This window comes from Bacillus sp. MUM 13 (genome assembly GCF_001866725.1).
Taxonomy (GTDB): domain Bacteria; phylum Bacillota; class Bacilli; order Bacillales; family DSM-1321; genus Peribacillus.
Genome location: NZ_MLYQ01000058.1, coordinates 1 through 18,173, shown reverse-complemented (window position 1 = coordinate 18,173; position 18,173 = coordinate 1). Strand labels below are relative to the sequence as shown.

Annotated in this window: 19 protein-coding genes, 10 tRNA genes and 1 rRNA gene; 25 read left to right on the top strand and 5 right to left on the bottom strand. The window is 41.8% G+C overall.

Annotated elements, in window-relative coordinates; genetic code table 11:
- Positions 1-180 (bottom strand): hypothetical protein (locus tag BIV59_RS23940; RefSeq protein ID WP_205684398.1); only part of this gene is annotated, 180 nt, incomplete at its 3' end.
- 66 nt (positions 181-246) lie between these two features.
- Between BIV59_RS23940 and rrf the strand changes: the two genes are divergently transcribed.
- The 11 genes from rrf to BIV59_RS14810 all read left to right on the top strand — a co-directional run bounded on the left by rrf (position 247) and on the right by BIV59_RS14810 (position 1,376).
- Positions 247-363: ribosomal RNA gene (rrf, locus tag BIV59_RS14860) — 5S ribosomal RNA — on the top strand.
- Between the two features lie 48 nt (positions 364-411).
- Positions 412-486, top strand: a tRNA-Asn gene (locus BIV59_RS14855).
- Between the two features lies 1 nt (position 487).
- A tRNA-Thr gene (locus BIV59_RS14850) sits at positions 488-560 on the top strand.
- Positions 561-581: 21 nt separating this feature from the next.
- Positions 582-656, top strand: a tRNA-Glu gene (locus BIV59_RS14845).
- 10 nt (positions 657-666) lie between these two features.
- Positions 667-742, top strand: a tRNA-Val gene (locus tag BIV59_RS14840).
- A gap of 41 nt (positions 743-783) precedes the next feature.
- Positions 784-859 (top strand) — tRNA-Thr (locus BIV59_RS14835).
- 6 nt (positions 860-865) lie between these two features.
- Positions 866-949: transfer RNA gene (locus BIV59_RS14830), tRNA-Tyr, on the top strand.
- Between the two features lie 89 nt (positions 950-1,038).
- A tRNA-Gln gene (locus BIV59_RS14825) sits at positions 1,039-1,113 on the top strand.
- A gap of 5 nt (positions 1,114-1,118) precedes the next feature.
- Positions 1,119-1,191, top strand: a tRNA-Lys gene (locus BIV59_RS14820).
- Between the two features lie 7 nt (positions 1,192-1,198).
- Positions 1,199-1,273: transfer RNA gene (locus BIV59_RS14815), tRNA-Gly, on the top strand.
- Positions 1,274-1,300: 27 nt separating this feature from the next.
- Positions 1,301-1,376, top strand: a tRNA-Ala gene (locus BIV59_RS14810).
- 231 nt (positions 1,377-1,607) lie between these two features.
- Here BIV59_RS14810 and BIV59_RS22875 read toward each other — a convergent pair.
- Positions 1,608-1,766, bottom strand: a complete 159-nt coding sequence (locus tag BIV59_RS22875) for an aspartyl-phosphate phosphatase Spo0E family protein (protein ID WP_083392198.1) — start codon at positions 1,764-1,766, stop codon at positions 1,608-1,610.
- A 172-nt stretch (positions 1,767-1,938) separates the two neighbouring features.
- Between BIV59_RS22875 and sigW the strand changes: the two genes are divergently transcribed.
- The 7 genes from sigW (at position 1,939) to glmS (ending at position 9,161) form a co-directional block, all read left to right on the top strand.
- A complete protein-coding gene (gene sigW / locus BIV59_RS14805; protein WP_071352234.1) occupies positions 1,939-2,502 on the top strand; it encodes an RNA polymerase sigma factor SigW in 564 nt (187 codons plus the stop codon).
- Positions 2,503-2,518: 16 nt separating this feature from the next.
- On the top strand, positions 2,519-3,133 hold the full coding sequence (locus tag BIV59_RS14800) for an anti-sigma factor family protein (protein ID WP_071352233.1): 615 nt from the start codon (positions 2,519-2,521) through the stop codon (positions 3,131-3,133).
- Positions 3,134-3,346: 213 nt separating this feature from the next.
- The gene (gene cdaA, locus BIV59_RS14795; RefSeq protein ID WP_071352232.1) at positions 3,347-4,168 is read left to right on the top strand and encodes a diadenylate cyclase CdaA; all 822 of its coding nucleotides are present in this window, start codon (positions 3,347-3,349) and stop codon (positions 4,166-4,168) included.
- On the top strand, positions 4,161-5,498 hold the full coding sequence (locus BIV59_RS14790; protein ID WP_071352231.1) for a CdaR family protein: 1,338 nt from the start codon (positions 4,161-4,163) through the stop codon (positions 5,496-5,498). Before cdaA ends, BIV59_RS14790 begins: the two co-directional genes overlap by 8 nt.
- 49 nt (positions 5,499-5,547) lie before the next feature.
- Positions 5,548-6,897: a phosphoglucosamine mutase gene (glmM, locus tag BIV59_RS14785; protein WP_071352230.1), complete on the top strand. Its 1,350-nt coding sequence runs from the start codon at positions 5,548-5,550 to the stop codon at positions 6,895-6,897.
- Positions 6,898-7,032: 135 nt separating this feature from the next.
- Entirely contained in the window at positions 7,033-7,233 is a 201-nt protein-coding gene (locus tag BIV59_RS23705; protein ID WP_071352229.1) for a hypothetical protein, read from the top strand.
- Positions 7,234-7,358: 125 nt separating this feature from the next.
- Positions 7,359-9,161 (top strand): glutamine--fructose-6-phosphate transaminase (isomerizing), encoded by a 1,803-nt coding sequence (gene glmS / locus BIV59_RS14775; RefSeq protein WP_071352228.1) that lies wholly within the window; start codon positions 7,359-7,361, stop codon positions 9,159-9,161.
- A 125-nt stretch (positions 9,162-9,286) separates the two neighbouring features.
- Here the strand turns inward: glmS and BIV59_RS14770 are convergent, their stop codons facing one another.
- Complete coding sequence (locus tag BIV59_RS14770) at positions 9,287-9,511, bottom strand: TM2 domain-containing protein (RefSeq protein ID WP_071352227.1); 225 nt, start codon at positions 9,509-9,511, stop codon at positions 9,287-9,289.
- Between the two features lie 232 nt (positions 9,512-9,743).
- Between BIV59_RS14770 and BIV59_RS14765 the strand changes: the two genes are divergently transcribed.
- The 4 genes from BIV59_RS14765 (at position 9,744) to BIV59_RS14750 (ending at position 14,339) form a co-directional block, all read left to right on the top strand.
- Entirely contained in the window at positions 9,744-10,040 is a 297-nt protein-coding gene (locus BIV59_RS14765; protein WP_071352226.1) for a HesB/IscA family protein, read from the top strand.
- Positions 10,041-10,522: 482 nt separating this feature from the next.
- Entirely contained in the window at positions 10,523-12,040 is a 1,518-nt protein-coding gene (locus BIV59_RS14760; RefSeq protein ID WP_071352225.1) for a spore germination protein, read from the top strand.
- Positions 12,037-13,215: a Ger(x)C family spore germination protein gene (locus tag BIV59_RS14755; protein ID WP_071352224.1), complete on the top strand. Its 1,179-nt coding sequence runs from the start codon at positions 12,037-12,039 to the stop codon at positions 13,213-13,215. The genes BIV59_RS14760 and BIV59_RS14755 overlap by 4 nt, the downstream gene beginning before the upstream one ends.
- Positions 13,216-13,235: 20 nt before the next feature.
- Positions 13,236-14,339, top strand: a complete 1,104-nt coding sequence (locus tag BIV59_RS14750) for a GerAB/ArcD/ProY family transporter (RefSeq protein WP_071352223.1) — start codon at positions 13,236-13,238, stop codon at positions 14,337-14,339.
- Positions 14,340-14,341: 2 nt separating this feature from the next.
- Here the strand turns inward: BIV59_RS14750 and BIV59_RS14745 are convergent, their stop codons facing one another.
- On the bottom strand, positions 14,342-14,560 hold the full coding sequence (locus tag BIV59_RS14745; protein WP_071352222.1) for a hypothetical protein: 219 nt from the start codon (positions 14,558-14,560) through the stop codon (positions 14,342-14,344).
- Between the two features lie 112 nt (positions 14,561-14,672).
- A complete protein-coding gene (gene yhfH, locus BIV59_RS22870) occupies positions 14,673-14,810 on the bottom strand; it encodes a protein YhfH (RefSeq protein ID WP_083392196.1) in 138 nt (45 codons plus the stop codon).
- 232 nt (positions 14,811-15,042) lie between these two features.
- Between yhfH and BIV59_RS14740 the strand changes: the two genes are divergently transcribed.
- From BIV59_RS14740 to BIV59_RS14730, 3 genes are all read left to right on the top strand, one after another.
- Entirely contained in the window at positions 15,043-15,957 is a 915-nt protein-coding gene (locus BIV59_RS14740; protein WP_071352221.1) for a diacylglycerol/lipid kinase family protein, read from the top strand.
- A 260-nt stretch (positions 15,958-16,217) separates the two neighbouring features.
- Entirely contained in the window at positions 16,218-17,177 is a 960-nt protein-coding gene (gene trhO / locus BIV59_RS14735; protein ID WP_071352220.1) for an oxygen-dependent tRNA uridine(34) hydroxylase TrhO, read from the top strand.
- 147 nt (positions 17,178-17,324) lie between these two features.
- Positions 17,325-18,089: a DODA-type extradiol aromatic ring-opening family dioxygenase gene (locus BIV59_RS14730; protein WP_071352219.1), complete on the top strand. Its 765-nt coding sequence runs from the start codon at positions 17,325-17,327 to the stop codon at positions 18,087-18,089.
- Positions 18,090-18,173 lie beyond the last annotated feature (84 nt).

The window sequence follows — 18,173 nt, the reverse complement described above, 5'->3', positions numbered from 1 at the left end:
CTTAACCAAATTGAAAAGCGGAGAAAGCCCGCATAAACCGATAGGATGATGGAGCTTCTGGCGGAAGAGACGGACGTCTCGGACAGAAGAAGCGAAGCAGCCGTACGGTTTGGCTTTCGCAGCTAGACAAAATGATTGCAGATATTTAACTTCTTCTATTATCTGGTTTTGAAAGAACAAAAAAAGTTCTTGCAATTTGCTTAAAAAGATATTATAATAGATAATGTCCTTACAAGTGAATTAATGTCTGGCAATGATGGCGAAGAGGTCACACCCGTTCCCATTCCGAACACGGAAGTTAAGCTCTTCAGCGCCGATGGTAGTTGGGGGTTCTCCCCCTGTGAGAGTAGGACGTTGCCAGGCTAAATCTTCTAAGATGTACATCAGGAGTTTAAGGAAACATTATACTATTCCGCAGTAGCTCAGTGGTAGAGCATTCGGCTGTTAACCGAACGGTCGTAGGTTCGAGTCCTACCTGCGGAGCCATGCTTCCATAGCTCAGCAGGTAGAGCACTTCCATGGTAAGGAAGAGGTCAGCGGTTCGAGCCCGCTTGGGAGCTTCCTAGTACATATTATACATCGGCCCGTTGGTCAAGCGGTTAAGACACCGCCCTTTCACGGCGGTAACACGGGTTCGAATCCCGTACGGGTCACCATTTACATACTGGAGGATTAGCTCAGCTGGGAGAGCATCTGCCTTACAAGCAGAGGGTCGGCGGTTCGATCCCGTCATCCTCCACCATTTTTTTAAAAAACTTAATAGATTTATACCATCTTAAAAATGCCGGTGTAGCTCAATTGGTAGAGCAACTGACTTGTAATCAGTAGGTTGGGGGTTCAAGTCCTCTTGCCGGCACCACTTTATGGAGGGGTAGCGAAGTGGCTAAACGCGGCGGACTGTAAATCCGCTCCTTCGGGTTCGGCAGTTCGAATCTGCCCCCCTCCACCATTTTAATAAAAAACATTGTGGATGAGTTATATTTTCCTTCAAGCTGGGGATTATATGATTACCACCTATTTTTTTGTAAAATATCTTATTGGGCTATAGCCAAGCGGTAAGGCAACGGACTTTGACTCCGTCATGCGTTGGTTCGAATCCAGCTAGCCCAGCCATTTATGAGCCATTAGCTCAGTTGGTAGAGCATCTGACTTTTAATCAGAGGGTCGAAGGTTCGAATCCTTCATGGCTCACTCTTTTGCGGAAGTAGTTCAGTGGTAGAATACAACCTTGCCAAGGTTGGGGTCGCGGGTTCGAATCCCGTCTTCCGCTCCAGAGAACTGCATGCATACATAAAAATATGGGGCCTTAGCTCAGCTGGGAGAGCGCCTGCCTTGCACGCAGGAGGTCAGCGGTTCGATCCCGCTAGGCTCCACCATCTAACTACATACACAATTATTCGTCTTTGATTCTATAATCAAAGGCTTTTTTTATTTCCTTTTCCTATGGCTTTACCAGCCGGTTATATATAGCTTCCATTGGAATGAACCTTGTAAACAGGCGTTGGTTTTTGAGGGGATTATCGGGCTCTGGGTATGAGGTGTATTGCAGGAGAGTTTATACTCGGTTAATGGAGACCCTCTATATAAAATGAAACAGTAACCGGGGGTTACTGTTTTTTAGTTATGCGATAATATTGATTTATGAGCTGATCTAGTTCTGTGCTTGCCTTAACCACTTGGGTGTCAATTCTGGAGGAAGATAAAGCCAAATGAATCATACGCTGTCTGCATTCTTCTATATGGTGTAAAAGCTGTTTTGCAGTCATTTCAGCTGTTCCCCGCTTTCACATTCAATTTTTCTCTATATATCCCTTTTTAGCAGAATTTAAACAGGTTTGTGCTATTTTTGTTAAAATTATTTTATATCCTTTTTTGAAACCTATATATGGCTGAATTCGTAAGTATCTTATAGCCGCATGAGCGGGGGTAAAAAACCAAATGGAAGCAATCATAAAAAAAAGAATTAAACAGGTTCTAAAAGGTGATCAAAATGCATTCAGCGAAATCGTAGAGCTGTATAAAGACCGCGTCTATCAGCTTTGCTACAGAATGCTTGGCAACAGCCATGAAGCGGAAGATATGGCACAAGAGGCATTTTTGAGAGCCTATATCAATATTCGGAGCTTTCATATCCAAATGAAATTTTCGACCTGGCTATACAGGATTGCTACCAATCTGTGCATTGACCGGATTCGCAAAAAAAAGCCGGATTATTTCTTGGATGCGGAAATTGCGGGCACAGAAGGGCTGGATTTATACTCGCAGATTGCTTCAGAAAGCAGCAATCCTGAAGAAGAAATCGAATCTATGGAATTGCAGAATACGATTCAGGAAGAGATTTTAAGGCTTCCGGAGAAATATCGGTCTGCTATTGTTCTGAAGTATATTGAAGAATTATCACTTAAGGAAATCAGCGAGATTCTGGATCTGCCGGTTGGAACTGTAAAAACCAGGATTCACCGGGGCCGTGAAGCTTTGAGAAAACAGCTGGGCCATTTATAAAAAGAAGGTGAAAATGATGAGTTGCCACAATGAGTTCTTAGAATATATGCATGAATATCTTGATGAGGAAATCTCTGATGAAAGAGAGGGGCAGCTAAGGGAGCATTTGCAAACCTGTTCTGTATGCCGGCTGCATTTTCATGAATTAAAAAAGGCGGAAGCTTTGGTTCAGGGGCTGCCAAGCAGGAGGGCTCCGGCTCATTTTACTAATAGGGTTATGGCAAGCCTTCCTAAAGAGAAGAAAAATGCAGGTGCAAGGCGCTGGCTGAAAAATCATCCTTTTATCACAGCGGCCTCCCTCTTTATTCTATTAATGGCGGGATCTGCTATCTCTATTTGGAATCAGGATCCCCATTTTTCGGTATCCAAAAAGCCTAATATAGTAGTGGAGAAAAACACGGTAATCGTTCCTAAAGGGAAAACGGTCAATGGAGACATCGTGGTGCAGAATGGCGATATTCGGATTGAAGGGAAAGTAAAAGGGAATGTGACAGTAATCAATGGCCATGAATACCTGGCTTCGGCAGGAAGCGTTACAGGGGAAATTGAGATGGTCAATAAGATATTCGATTGGCTATGGTTTAAAATGAAAAATGCTGGAAAAGCGGTTTTCCAGGTAGAAGGGCAATAAATAGTATCATTCAGGTCTCCAGGTCAGGTAGGACAGACAGGCTATGCCATAAGGCGGCCCGCCGCGTTTTGTCTTATTCTGACGGGAGGCTTTTTTGAATTATTCCAAAAAGAGGTCTACTTTATTTAGAAGTGCGGAAAGAAAAATGGTATACTGTTTAGGTTATATTAAAAATCTATAGCTATGGAGTATTTACCGACTGGAGGAAGTAACATGTCATTATCCAACTTTTCCTTCTTGGATTATGTAGTGAATTTAATTGATATTCTCCTTGTTTGGTTTGTGATATATAAACTGCTTGTCGTCATTCGGGGAACAAAGGCTGTTCAGCTCTTAAAAGGGATATTCGTCATCGTAATTGTCCGAGCCTTGAGCAGCCTGATCGGCCTGAATACACTAGGGTGGTTAATGGAACAAGTTATGACTTGGGGAGTCCTTGCTATTATCATCATTTTTCAGCCTGAGCTGCGGAGGGCGCTTGAGCAGCTTGGAAGAGGAAAGCTGTTTGTTAGAAGCACCGGCCAGGAAGAAGATGAGCAAGACCGGCTGGTGGAAGCAATCGTTAAGGCAACGGCCTATATGGCAAAACGGAGAATCGGTGCATTGATTTCCATCGAGAAGGAAACTGGACTGAGTGATTACATAGAAACCGGGATCCCGCTTGGATCACAAATTTCTTCGGAACTTTTAATCAACATATTCATTCCCAATACACCGCTTCATGATGGTGCCGTTATCCTGCAGAATAACCAGGTGGCTGCAGCAGCCTGTTACCTGCCTTTATCCGAAAGCCCGTTCATATCAAAGGAGCTTGGGACGAGGCATCGTGCGGCAATGGGCATCAGTGAAGTGACCGATTGTATCACGGTTGTTGTATCAGAAGAAACGGGAGGCGTTTCTTTAACGAAAAATGGCGAACTGTATCGCGAATTAGACCAGAACACCTTCAGGAACATGCTGCAAAAAGAATTGGTCCTGGATAATAAATTGGCTTCCTCAACGTTATGGAACTGGAGGGGGAAGAAAAATGGATAAATTCATGAACAGCAGCTGGTTCACAAAAATTGTGGCGCTCGCTTTAACTGTCTTGTTATTTACTTCTGTTAACTTTACACCTGGAACCGGAAAAAAATCCCTCGGTTTTAACACACCGGGAGAGATTGGTACAGAAACCATTAAAAATGTGCCTGTGGAGGTGTATTACGATCGCGACAACCTTGTCGTGACGGGTGCACCGAAGTCGGTGGATGTTACCTTAAAAGGGGTAAAAAGCTTATTGATCTCGGCGAAAAACCAAAGGGAATTCAAGGTATACATCGATTTGTCGGACCCTGAGATCGCTATGGGCGAAAAAAAGGTGCCATTAAAAATCAGGGATATAAATGAAAAGCTGACAGCATCAGTAAATCCTGAATATACTACGGTGAAAATTCAAGAAAAGGTGACAAAAGAGTTTTCAGTCGATCCGGAGTATAATAGATCCCTTATTGAAGATGGATATACAGCAGATAAGCCAGCTGTCAGTCCGCAAACTGTTAAAATAACCGGCGCAAAAGATATTATTGACCAAATTGCCTATGTGAAAGCCACAATGGCACTTTCGGGCAGGGTGAATGAGACGGTTCACCGCCAGGCTACGGTGCGGGCGCTTGACAGAGATCTGAACAAGCTTAATGTATCTATAGAGCCATCTGTTGTGGATGTTTCCCTGAATGTGAATATCCCTTCTAAAACAGTAAAGCTCGTACCCGTACAAACCGGCACACCAAAAGACACTGTCAGCATTAAAAGCATGACTGTTTTCCCTAAGAATGTTACTTTGTACGGAAAGCAATCGGTTTTAGATTCCATACATGGAGTAAGCGTTCCGGTAGATGTGTCCAACATAGATAACAGTAAAGAGGTGGAATTGCCTATTACTGTTCCAGATGGCGTAAAAAAAATGTCTCTGGGCACAGCGACGGTGAAAATCCAGACAGAGAAGGTAGTGCCAGCTGACAAAAATACAGCTGATACGGAGAAAAAACCGCCAGAAAAGCAAGATGAACAAACAAAAAGTCCAGATACTTCGACGCAGACAAAAGTAATCAAAAATCTCGACATTGTTTCATCTGGACTTGCTGATGATCAGGACTTGACTTTCATATCTCCGAAAGGCGGCAAGATTGATCTGACTTTATCAGGAACCGCCGATGATCTGCAAAAGGTAAAGCCTGATGATATTCAAATCACGGTAGATGCCACAGGTCTTGAAGAAGGAGAGCATGACGCAGCCATTCAGGTTAAGGTTCCTGCGAATATTAAATGGGAGCTGCCGGTTAAAACGGCTAAAGTCTCCATAACAAAAAAAGATAAAGAAACATAATACGTGCAGCGTATCATATAGGATTATTAGAAAGAAGGAGCGATATTCTATGGGTAAATATTTTGGGACAGACGGAGTAAGAGGGGTTGCAAACAGTGAATTAACCCCAGAGCTTGCCTTTAAGCTTGGCAGATTCGGAGGGTATGTTTTAACGAGAGACACAGAACGCCCTAAGGTCTTGATTGGCCGTGATACCAGGATTTCCGGGCATATGCTTGAGGGAGCTCTTGTCGCAGGACTGCTGTCCATCGGTGCAGAGGTAATGCGTCTTGGTGTTATTTCGACGCCAGGTGTCGCCTATTTGACAAAAGCTTTGAGTGCAGAAGCAGGTGTCATGATTTCTGCTTCTCATAATCCCGTGGCTGACAATGGAATCAAATTCTTCGGACCGGATGGTTTTAAGCTTTCAGATGAACAGGAAAACGAGATAGAACGGTTAATGGATATGGAAAAGGATGAACTTCCTCGCCCCGTCGGCGGAGACCTTGGCCATATGAATGATTATTTCGAAGGAGGCCAAAAGTACCTTCAGTATCTTAAGCAGACGGTTGATGAAGATTTCACCGGCATTCATATAGCTTTGGACTGTGCGCATGGCGCGACTTCTTCTCTGGCAACACATTTGTTTGCCGACCTTGATGCAGATATTTCTACAATGGGAGCATCACCAAATGGATTGAATATAAATGAAGGTGTTGGTTCAACTCACCCTGAAGCTTTAGCTGCCTTCTTAAAAGAAAAAGGAGCAAGCGTAGGCCTTGCTTTTGACGGAGACGGAGACCGCATGATTGCCATCGATGAAAATGGAGACATTGTGGATGGCGACCAGATCATGTACATTTGCGCCCGTTACATGAAAGAAAATAATCGCCTGAAACAAGGTACTGTCGTTTCAACAGTCATGAGCAACCTGGGATTCTATAAAGGGCTCGACCAGCATGGAATCCAAAGTGTGCAAACTGCTGTAGGAGACAGATATGTTGTGGAAGAGATGAAAAAAGGCGGCTATAACTTGGGCGGTGAACAGTCCGGGCATATTATTTTTCTTGATTATAATACAACGGGTGATGGCCTCCTGTCCGGCCTGCAGCTGGTGAATATTATGAATCAAACAAAAAAACCTCTGTCAGAATTGGCTGCTGAGATGAAAAAATATCCTCAGACACTTGTAAACATCAGAGTCACAGACAAACATGCTGTAACACAAAATGAAAAGGTCCATCAGGTCATCACAGAGGTAGAAGCTGAAATGAACGGAAACGGAAGAATTCTGGTCCGCCCTTCAGGGACAGAACCTCTAGTGCGTGTTATGGCAGAAGCGCCTGATGCTGGTCAATGCCGCCAATATGTCGACAGAATAGCAGCAGTCGTAAAAGAAGAAATGGGTTTAAACGAATAAAGTGATAGATATGCATAAGGGGAACGCTTTATTCTTCTTATGCATATTTTTATATAAGGGGTTTTAATCCCTAGCCTGAGCCTGCATGTCTCGTTAAGGTCTAATCATAGTTGACGAAGCGGCCTGTTATAGGGTATGATTATCCTGTTTTTCGGATCTTTTTCCGGTAAACAGCAGACATTAAAAGGAAGGGCGGGCAGTGCGGATATTAAAAAACTAAAAGCGCCAGGACTAAGCCGGAACGGAAGCGGTTTAGTTGACGAGGTGGAGGTTTATCGAAAGTTCGGCGGATGCCTCCCGGCTGAACGTGCACAGCCGCAGGAATTCTTATCTTAAAACAGCGGGGCAACCTGCTGCACAAAGGATAAGAAATGCACATCTAAAAAAAATATGAGATAAGGGGGCAAGGCTGCCCCTTTGGCATTCTTGCTCCCTGATCATCGGCTGGAGGAGCAATCACTATGTGCGGTATCGTTGGATATATTGGTAATAATGACGCGAAGGAAATTTTATTAAAAGGTCTTGAAAAGCTTGAATACAGAGGCTATGATTCTGCAGGAATCGCCGTAATAGATGGTACAGGAGTACAGGTTTATAAAGAAAAGGGTCGGATTGCAGATCTTCGTGCGGTAGTTAATGAAAATATTGCAGCGAATACAGGCATTGGCCATACGCGCTGGGCAACCCACGGTGTGCCAAGCGTTTCAAATGCACACCCGCATCAAAGCACTTCTGGACGCTTAACACTTGTTCATAATGGTGTAATCGAAAACTACAGTCAGCTGAAGCGCGAGTACCTTGAAGGTTTCACTTTTAAAAGTGAAACAGACACAGAAGTTGTGGTGCAGCTGATCGAAAAGTTTGTAAACGATGGTTTGACTGTAGAAGATGCATTCCGCAAAACGCTGAAGCTTGTTAAAGGATCGTATGCTTTGGCATTATTGGATAACCAAAACAATGAAACCATTTTTGTAGCTAAAAATAAAAGTCCGCTGCTTGTTGGCACCGGTGAAGGTTTCAATGTTGTTGCATCTGATGCTATGGCTATGATTCACGTAACCAATCAATTCCTTGAGCTGATGGATAAGGAAATGGTTATAGTGACAAAAGATCAGGTATCCATACAGACACTGGATGGCCAGGCAATTACCCGTGAGCCGTATACTGCTGAATTGGATGCTAGTGATATTGAAAAAGGCACGTACCCTCACTATATGCTCAAGGAAATCGATGAGCAGCCATTAGTAACCCGGAAGATTATCCAGGCTTACCAAAATGAACAGGGCAAGCTTGCAATCGATTATAATATTGCTGAAGCAGTGAGCGAAGCAGACCGGATTTATATCGTGGCATGCGGAACAAGCTATCATGCAGGGCTGATAGGAAAACAGTTATTTGAAAATATGGCTAAAATTCCGGTTGAGGTCCATGTTGCTTCGGAATTCACTTACAATATGCCGCTGCTTTCAGAAAAACCGCTGTTCATTTTTATTTCACAAAGCGGAGAAACAGCAGACAGCCGCGCCGTGCTTGTAGCTATTAAGGAGCTTGGCCACAAGGCGCTGACAATCACTAATGTACCCGGGTCAACATTATCACGTGAAGCTGATTTCACTTTACTTTTACATGCAGGGCCAGAAATTGCAGTTGCCTCTACAAAGGCTTATACAGCTCAGATTTCAGTTTTGGCCATCCTGGCTGATGTAACAGCCCAGTTCCGCGGCATGACTGTAGATTTTGACTTGGTTAAAGAACTTGGTATTGCAGCCACTATTATGGAAGCTCTTTGTGATTCAAAAGAAGAAATGGAACAAATTGCACGTGAATATCTGTCTGTCACCCGCAATTGCTTCTTTATCGGTCGTTCTGCTGATCATTATGTGGGCCTTGAAGGTGCTCTTAAGCTCAAGGAAATTTCATATATCCAGGCAGAAGGATTTGCAGGAGGAGAACTGAAACATGGTACGATCGCTTTAATTGAGGATGGTACACCAGTTATTGCTCTTGCTACACAGGAAAATGTTAATCTGAGCATCCGCGGCAATGTGAAAGAAGTAGCGGCCCGCGGTGCTAATACGTGCATTATTTCCATGAAGGGCCTTGAAGAAGAAGATGACCGTTTTGTCATCCCTCAAATACATGCCCTGTTAACACCTCTTATCTCTGTAGTGCCAATGCAGCTGATTGCTTACTATGCAGCTCTTCACCGCGGATGTGACGTGGATAAACCGCGTAATCTTGCGAAAAGTGTTACTGTGGAGTAAGAAATCACCAGAAAAAAGGGAGATTCCAATGCGGAATCTCCCTTTTTTCTCGTAATTGGATCTTATAAGTCGTGTTGTTGTCCTATGAATTGGCTGGCAGCCAATTCATAGACAAATTACATTTATTAACGAGTAAGCTGTTTTTGATTATATTGGGCGTTAAATTCTTCATCTGATTTGCATAGATAAATGATGCCTTCGATGAGTCCGATGATTCCAGGAATTCCTGTCCAGCAGAACACTAAATATAAAATTCCCATTCCGATTTTTCCTAAGTAAAATTTGTGTACCCCGAAATTACCCAGTAAGATTCCTAATACGCCTGCAGCTACTTTATTTTTCATTGTCATCCTCCATTAAATTAAGAAATTAAAATTGCTATATACCTTACCTACCACTATAATGAATTTTTTCAAACATTTGTATATAAATTTCTAATTTGTTTATTTTCTTGCTGCAATTATAGCTTCAGCTTGTCAAATTGTTTCATGTGAAACATCCAAGATGCTAAACTGTAAATAAAAAGCGTTGTAAGGTACAATTTGTATGTTCACCTGCTGCAATAAAAGAAAGGATGATAGTATGATTGTTATCTCTAGTATCGCTCAGGATAAAATCAGAGAAATGAAAGAAGAAATGGATAAAGATATTATCTTAAAGTATGGGGTGAAGTCTGCCTGCTGTAATGAATTAAATTATTCTTTAAGTTTTTCCAGAATAAATGAGAATGATAGGATTTTTGAGTTTCCGGGATTCAAAGTGGCGGTTCATCCTGCAGATATCCGCTATATAGCGGAAACAAAAATAGAGTACAGCGAAGAGGGAGAGGGAGGATTTTATATAAGCGGCTGCCATCCTCTGGTTTCTCAATTGATTTGAATGTCTGTTTTTGAAGAATTGCCAATGCCCCGAAAAGATACTGCGGGGTAGTTTTTACATTTTATATAATAAGCTTTGCTGTTTTTTAAACAGGCCCTAGTGATTATGCAAGGAGTGCAAGCATGTGATGATTCCTTTAAAGGAGAATCACAACTTTCAAAAGAGACAGCTGCTGTCTCTTTTTTTGGTTTTTTTCGTAAACTTTGCTGCTATGGAAGAGGGGTTGATTTCCGCTCCAGAATGCCCGCTTTCCGTGGGGCGGGGGGTGAGCCTCTAAAGCAAAGTTTGCGGGGTCTCTCCTTCCCGCTAAACACACAGGAGTCTCGCACCTTAGGATAGCTCTCATAGAACATATTAAGAAAAGATCCTTTTTTGAATTCTAGTACCTGAAAATCCGGGCAGCATACACCCTTTTTTTCTACATAATTTTTCCTCCGGCTGTAAACAATAATGTATAAATACTTGCGGGGAGGAAGCTGAATATGGTGAGAAAAGCAGCAAAGCGGTCCAATAACAGCATCCCCGACCAGAAAAGTGAGAGTTCAAGTGTTTCGATGAAGCTTGGGCCTGAGATAGAAAAGAATATAGAATTGATTAAAGCTGAACTGGGCCACAGTTCGGATTTGGCAGTCAGAATCATGAAAAATAGGGAAACAGCATTGACTCATTTTGCTGTTTTTCATATTGAGGGAATTTCAAGCGAAAAGAATATTTCTATGCAGATCATGGAACCCTTACTAAAATTACTGCAAAGAGGTGAATTGCCTTCCTTATTGGATGTGGCTGACATGTTAAGCGTGCCAAATCTCATTGAAACGGAAGATATTAAGGATATAGTTCCTTCTCTGGTTAGCGGCAATACGGTCATTCTTTTAAGAGATGCTTCTCAAGCTTTAGTAGCATCGACAGCAGAGGTGAAAAAGCGGGCAATAGAAGAATCTACTACACAAACGGTAATCCGCGGGCCAAAGGATAGTTTTACAGAAGACAACAGAGTCAATACTTCCCTTGTGCGCATGCGGGTCAAAAACCCGAGTTTAAGGCTGAAAGCCCTGGAAATCGGCACGCTGACTAAAACAAAAGTAGAGTACATGTACCTGGACGGAATCATTGAGCCATCTATTTTACAAGAACTTGATAAAAGGCTGAAAGAAATCCATGCAGATCAGGTTTTGGATTCCAGCTATATTGAAAAATTCCTGCAGGATCACCCGGAGTCTATTTTTCCAACCATGTTAAGCACGGAAAGGCCGGATTCTGTCGCTGCCAATCTTTTAGAAGGGAAATTTGCCATATTCGTTGAAGGATCGCCATTTATTTTGATTGGACCGGTTATATTTTTTCAATATTTCCAGTCGCCGGAGGATTATTATTTAAGTAAATATATCAGTTCTTTTGTGAGGATCTTAAGATTTATTTCATTTTTCCTTACCTTATATACACCTGCCCTTTATATTGCACTCGTTTCCCACCATTTAGGGCTCATTCCGACCGTTCTTGTTATCAGCCTGGCTGCTCAAAGGGAAGGGGTTCCATTTCCGCTCATCATTGAAGCTATCATCATGGAAATCGCCTTTGAAATCATGCGTGAGGCAGGTGTGCGGATGCCCCGTGCTGTAGGAAATACGGTTTCCATAGTGGGGGCAATTATTATTGGCCAGGCAGCCGTGGAGGCAGGAATTGTGTCAGCTGCAACGGTTATTATTGTATCGATTACGGCTATCGCAAGCTTTACGCTGCCTTATTACAATATGTCCAATACAGGCCGGATTCTAAGATTTTCGCTGCTCTTAGCTGGAGCTTATATTGGATTGTACGGGATACTGCTCGTCACCCTTGCAATTGCCGCTCACCTTTGCAGTCTTAGAAGCTTTGGCATGCCATACTTTGCTCCTTTTGCACCAGTAAGGCTCAGTAAACAAAAAGATACGCTGATGAATCTTACGGTCACTCAGTCTCCAATCCGAAAAGAGGAAAATACAGGAGGGGATTCCCAGTGAGAAGGACAATTATTATTGTGTCCGTGTTTGCTCTCCTGCTTAGTGGCTGCGCAAGCTACAGAGAGCTTAATAAAACAGCGGTCATTGTGGCCTTGGGTATTGATTATGATACAAAAGAAAAGCTGTATGAGGTAACATTCCAGGCAATCAACCCTACTGAAAAATCAACCTCGGCATCTGCTGGAAGGGCCTTGCCGGTAGTGGTTTTCAGCTCAAAAGGTAAAACAATCAGCGAAGCGGCACGGAAGTCGACTGAGCGATTTTCAAGGGAGAATGATTATTCCCATATTGCGATCATTATGATCGGGGAAGAATTGGCCCGAAAGGCAGGCGTAAATTATTTATTCGATGTTTTTGAACGTGACGGCAGGATTAGGGTGAATGTCCCGCTCATGATTGCAAAAAATGAAAAAGCAAAAAAGGTGATGAATATTCTTCCGACCATTGAAGACCCAGCGGCTTCATTAGAAAGCAAGTTGAAAAACAGCGCAAAGCTTCTGGGTGAAACATCTTATACCCAGATTTATCAGGTTATCGCGGCGCTAGGGTCAAATGGAGAGGAGCCGGTCATCTCAGGGATCGGCATATCAGGAAATGTGGAGCAGGGATTAACCAAGAAAAACTATGAAAAGCTTTTTTACACCCACACACAATTAAATGGATTAGGAATGTTTAAAAAAGGAAGATTAATTGGATGGATGGAAGGCAATAAAGCGAAGTCTGTCCAGATCATCAAAAATACAATAAAAGGCAGCAATTTAAGTTTGCACTGCAGTAAAAATCAATATACCTCTCTTCAGCTAAAATACTCGAAAAGCAAGGCGAAAGTGGTCATGAAAGACAATAAACCGGTCATCACTGTTGATGTAAGGGCAATTGGAAACATTGACGAAAGCCTCTGCAACAGGAACATATCCAACTTACCAGGGATACAAAGTTTTGAAAAAGAAGCCACCTCTGAATACGGGAAGCTGATCCGTGAAGGAATTGCCTATGCCCAGGATTATCAGTGTGATGTATTTGGCTTTGGGGAAATGCTTAGAAAATCAAATTTAAAAGAGTGGAAAAAAGTCCAGGGAAAATGGGAAAGGATTTTTCCTAAAGCTGAAGTCCAGGTAAACGTAGCCTTTAAAATTGAAGGAACCAGCATGAGAGTGCAGCCATACCCGTTTTGAACGAGAGGGAGGTAAGCATTGTGGGAAAAATAAAAATAAGCTACTTTCAGCTATTTTGTTTAATGTTTCTGTTTGAAATGGGAAGTTCCGTGCTTTTCAGCATCGCTGGAGTAGCAAAACAGGATGCGTGGCTTGTAATACTCATAGCAATGGTGCCGGGAAGTGTGCTGATTGGTTTATACCTGAAAGTGCATCAGATGTTTCCTGGCCATTCTCTAACAGGATATGTGCAAAAAATATTCGGCACCAGCATAGGCCGCATCATCGGTTTTTTATATGTCATTTACTTTATTTATATAGCATCAAGACTGCTGCGTGACTTTGGAGAATTACTAGTGATTTCAGCCTACCCGGAAACCACATTGATGGTTATTGGAATCACCATGCTGCTGTGTCTGATTTATACCTTGTTTAAGGGGTTTGAGGCGTTTTCGAGGTTAACGGAACTTTGTTTCTACGTTATAATGCCAACCATTTTTATCGTTGTTCTGCTTCAGGCTGCCGGCGGCCTGATTGTATGGAAGAACCTTACACCAATATTGGAACATGGGTGGAAGCCTGTATTGAATGAGGTGTTTCCGACAACACTTACCGTTCCTTTTGGGGAGCTGATCGTTTTTACAATGGTGTTTCCTCTTCTTGATAATGTAAAGAAAACTATAAAGACATCGCTTTTTTCAGTGGTATTCAGCGGGCTGTTATTGGCTTTGATAACGGCATTAACGATTGCAGTTATTGGTCCGAGTGTGCGGTTTCGGTCAGCCTTTCCCGTTTTAACAGCCGTCAGCTATATTAATATTGGAGGCTTTATCCAGCGTCTTGATGCTCTGGTTATTATCAGCATTATCATTGTCGGCTTTATTAAGATATTCGTGTTTTTTTATTGTGCTGTGAAAGGAAGCATGGAAGTTTTTCAGGTGAAAGAGCCTCGGACCTTAATATTTCCAATCAGCTTTATTATCCTGATGGGCTCTATATTTATTGCTCCCAATTATATTGAGCATTTAAAAGAAGGCCTGAAATATGTGCCATATTATCTTCATATTCCGTTTCAGATTGTTTTTCCGGCTTTCTTTTTACTCATAGCATTACTAAAACAATTTTTTGCAAAAAAAAGGCAGTAGTATTATGCCGTTTTTTTGTTTTTTTTGGTTATCGTTCTCGAGGCATGGAACCAAAGCAGAAAGAAAATAATGAGTAAAGTTATTTCTTCTTTGGAAAATTGTATGGTCATAACGTGAATATACTCCAGCATATAGCCCAGATTGCCCTGCAGAATATCAAGCAGGAAAATCAGGGAAAAAGTAAAGGTGAATAACAGAATAAAAACGATGATGTTTTTCATTAACATACTCCTTATTAACAGCCATGGATTTATTTTACTCAAAGGAAGGCAATATAAACAAAAAAAACAGGCCGCACATGAGGTGGCCTGTTTTTTAAAAATTAATCTTCACTCATTTATCATGATTGGCAAGGCAGCTGTCACACTCGACCCGGTATGATTCAGCCTGTTCGGTCATGTGCTCTCCACATTTCGGGCAGGTTTTCGGTGGCAGGTTCCTGAAAAATTCCATTGGATTTTTAGTTTGCATGTTAACTCCTCCTTTTTATAGTACAGATTATAGATTGTGTTTATTTGTTATAATACAGTATATACCCCAACAAACAAAAAGTATAGCCATTTGTCTAAAAATTTAAAAAATATACTTAAGTTTTCTTCCATGAGATGAATCCGGCTTTCTATCGCATTTATTGTTTGAATAACAATTCATTAAGGGTATTGGCTAATATGAGCCGTGAGATTAAAAAAATGGAGGTTTCCCTGTGACAAAAGCGATGATTATCATAAATCCTTCATCAGGAAAAGAAAAAGCAAAATCACTTCTTCCGCAGGCGGAAGACCTGCTTGGGCGTTTATATGATGAAGTAGTTGTTAGTGAAACAAAAGGCGAGGGTGATGCCACCCGTTTTGCGGAGGATGCATGCAGGAATCATTTTGATGCCGTGGTTTCAATGGGCGGAGACGGAACGGTAAATGAAACAGTGAACGGACTTGCAGAAAAGGAGCACCAGCCGGATTTTGGCATTATTCCCCTTGGGACGGTGAATGACTTTGCAAGGGCAATCGGTATACCTTTAGATCCTGAAGAGGCCCTGCAGCTGATTTCTCGCAAAAAAACCGTGCCGGCGGATATTGGCAAGGTGAATGAGCGCCACTTTATGAATGTCCTTGCAGTAGGGGCGATAGCTGAAGCCACAAGCAATGTCAGTGCGGTCCAAAAAACGAAAATGGGTTCACTGGCTTATTTTGTTGAAGGTGTGAAGACACTGATTAATAAAACCCCTTTTACGCTTACAATCGAGCATGACCATGGAAGCTGGACAGGGAAGACTTATTTGATGCTCGCTGCCATGACAAATTCTGTAGGCGGATTTGAAAAGCTGGCACCCCATGCTGAAGTGGATGACGGAAAGATGCATATCTTCATTATAAAAGATATATCACTGCCGAGTATCCTAAAAATCCTGCCTAAGCTAATGCGCGGCGAACTGAAGGAGCATAAGCAAGTGGAGTATATCCGTTCTTCATTTATTGCTGTAAAGGCATCAGAGGAACTTATTGTCAATGTTGATGGAGATGAGGGAGAGCCCTTGCCGTTTCAAGCCAAAGTTTTGAGGAAACATCTGAATTTTTTTGTACCGGATTTTAAAGAGTCTTCCTCCAAAGGAGAAAAGTAAAGAGGCAGCGCGGTTCTCCAAGGAAGCCGAAGAGGGACATAAATTGTGTCTCTTTTTTTGTGTTTTACATCCATAATTTACAATAATATGGATTCATCTGTAAAATTCCGTAAGAAAAATATGATTTGGCAGAAGTTCTTTATCCATTTTTTTAAGATAATTTGTTATAATATTTGTTTGTAAGACAATCATGTATGTATATAACAAAAGCCTTGTACGTTATATCTTGCAAATATAAATGAATAGGTGGTAACAAAAAAATGGAAAAGTATAGAGTATTGCTATATTACTATTATACGCCAATTGAAGATCCTGAGGTATTTGCTGCAGAGCATCTTGCTTACTGTAAAGATTTAGGTTTGAGAGGCCGCATCCTAGTAGCAGCTGAAGGAATTAATGGAACTGTATCTGGAACAATCGAACAAACAGAACAGTACATGGAAATGATGAAAAACAAACCTGGTTTTTCAGATATCATATTTAAAATAGATGAAGCAGATATGCACGCATTTAAAAAAATGCATGTGCGCCCAAGAAAAGAACTGGTAACACTTCGATTGGAAGATGATATCAATCCGAATGAAGTGACTGGAAAATACCTAAGCCCAAAAGAATTTTTCGACAGCATGCAGGATGAAGACACCATTGTCCTGGATGCCAGAAATGATTATGAATATGACCTGGGCCATTTCAGGGGTGCTGTTAAACCTGATATTAAAACATTCCGGGAGCTTCCGCAGTGGGTCCGTGAAAATAAAGAAATGCTTGAGGGCAAAAAGATTTTGACGTACTGCACAGGAGGCATCCGCTGTGAAAAATTCTCCGGATGGCTTGTAAAAGAAGGCTTCGAGGATGTAGGACAGCTGCATGGCGGAATTGTGACATACGGAAAAGATCCGGAAGTCCAAGGAGAGCTTTGGGATGGACAATGCTACGTATTTGATGAAAGAATTTCCGTTCCTGTCAATCAAAAGGAGCATGTAGTGGTCGGACGTGACTATTTCACAGGCGAGCCTTGTGAACGCTATGTTAATTGTGCAAACCCTTCATGCAATAGACAAATTATTTGCACGGAGGAAAATGAGCATAAGCACATGCGCGGATGCTCTCATGAATGCCGTACAACACCACGCAACCTATATGTTAAAGAGCATAATTTAACAGAAGAAGAAGTAGAAGAAAGACTTCGCAAGTTAGGCGAGGAAACTGTTACTGCATAATAAAGAAACACTTTTAGATTCTGAAAAAGAGTCTAAAAGTGTTTTTTTTATGGAGATTTAATAATAGATACAAAAATAGAAACTTGACGCAGTTTGGATATGAATATATACTTAGTTACAAAAAGTAAGTTAAATGGAGGCAGTTACATGAATTCTTTATTTTTAGCTCATGGTTCACCAATGCTGGCGCTGGAGGATAATGAATATACAAAAACCCTTAATGCAATTGGAAAAAGGCTGAATCCCAAAGCTATAGTCATTTTTACCGCACATTGGGAAAGCGGGATCTCGGAAATCACATTTACGGATGGGGAATATGAAACCATTTATGATTTTTATGGATTTCCTGAAGAATTATATGCTGTTTCTTATCCTGCTAAAGGATCTAAGGAAATTGCTTTAAAGGTAAGGGATAGCCTCAGCTCTCACGGCATAGCCTCCAAGCTGGATAGTACCAGGGGTTTGGACCATGGATCATGGACACTTCTGTCACACCTATTTCCTCAGGCAGATGTGCCTGTTGTCCAGATCTCCATTAATCCGGCGCTTGATGCTAAAGGACAGTTTAAGATTGGTGAAGCCCTCAGAAAATTAGGCGAGGATGATATATTAGTAATTGGCAGCGGAGTAACCGTCCATAACCTGAGAATGGTGAAGTGGGGACAAAAACATCCGGAAGAATGGGCAGTGGAATTTGATGATTGGCTGATTGAAAAAATACATGATAAAGATTACTCCGCTCTATTTAATTGGGAAACTCAGGCTCCCCACGCTAAACTGGCCGTCCCCAGAGAAGAACATTTTGTTCCGCTATTTATTGCAATGGGCAGCGGAAGTGAAAAGAAAACTGGAAAAGTGGTTTATCGGGATTACGAATTTGGGAATTTAAGCTATCTATGCCTGGAATTTTAAAAAGGCTCTTTTTTAAAAAATTGTTGTTTTTTAATATGTTCTGTGAGGCGATCCTGTTGTTATTCCGGGTTGATTGGAGTGTAA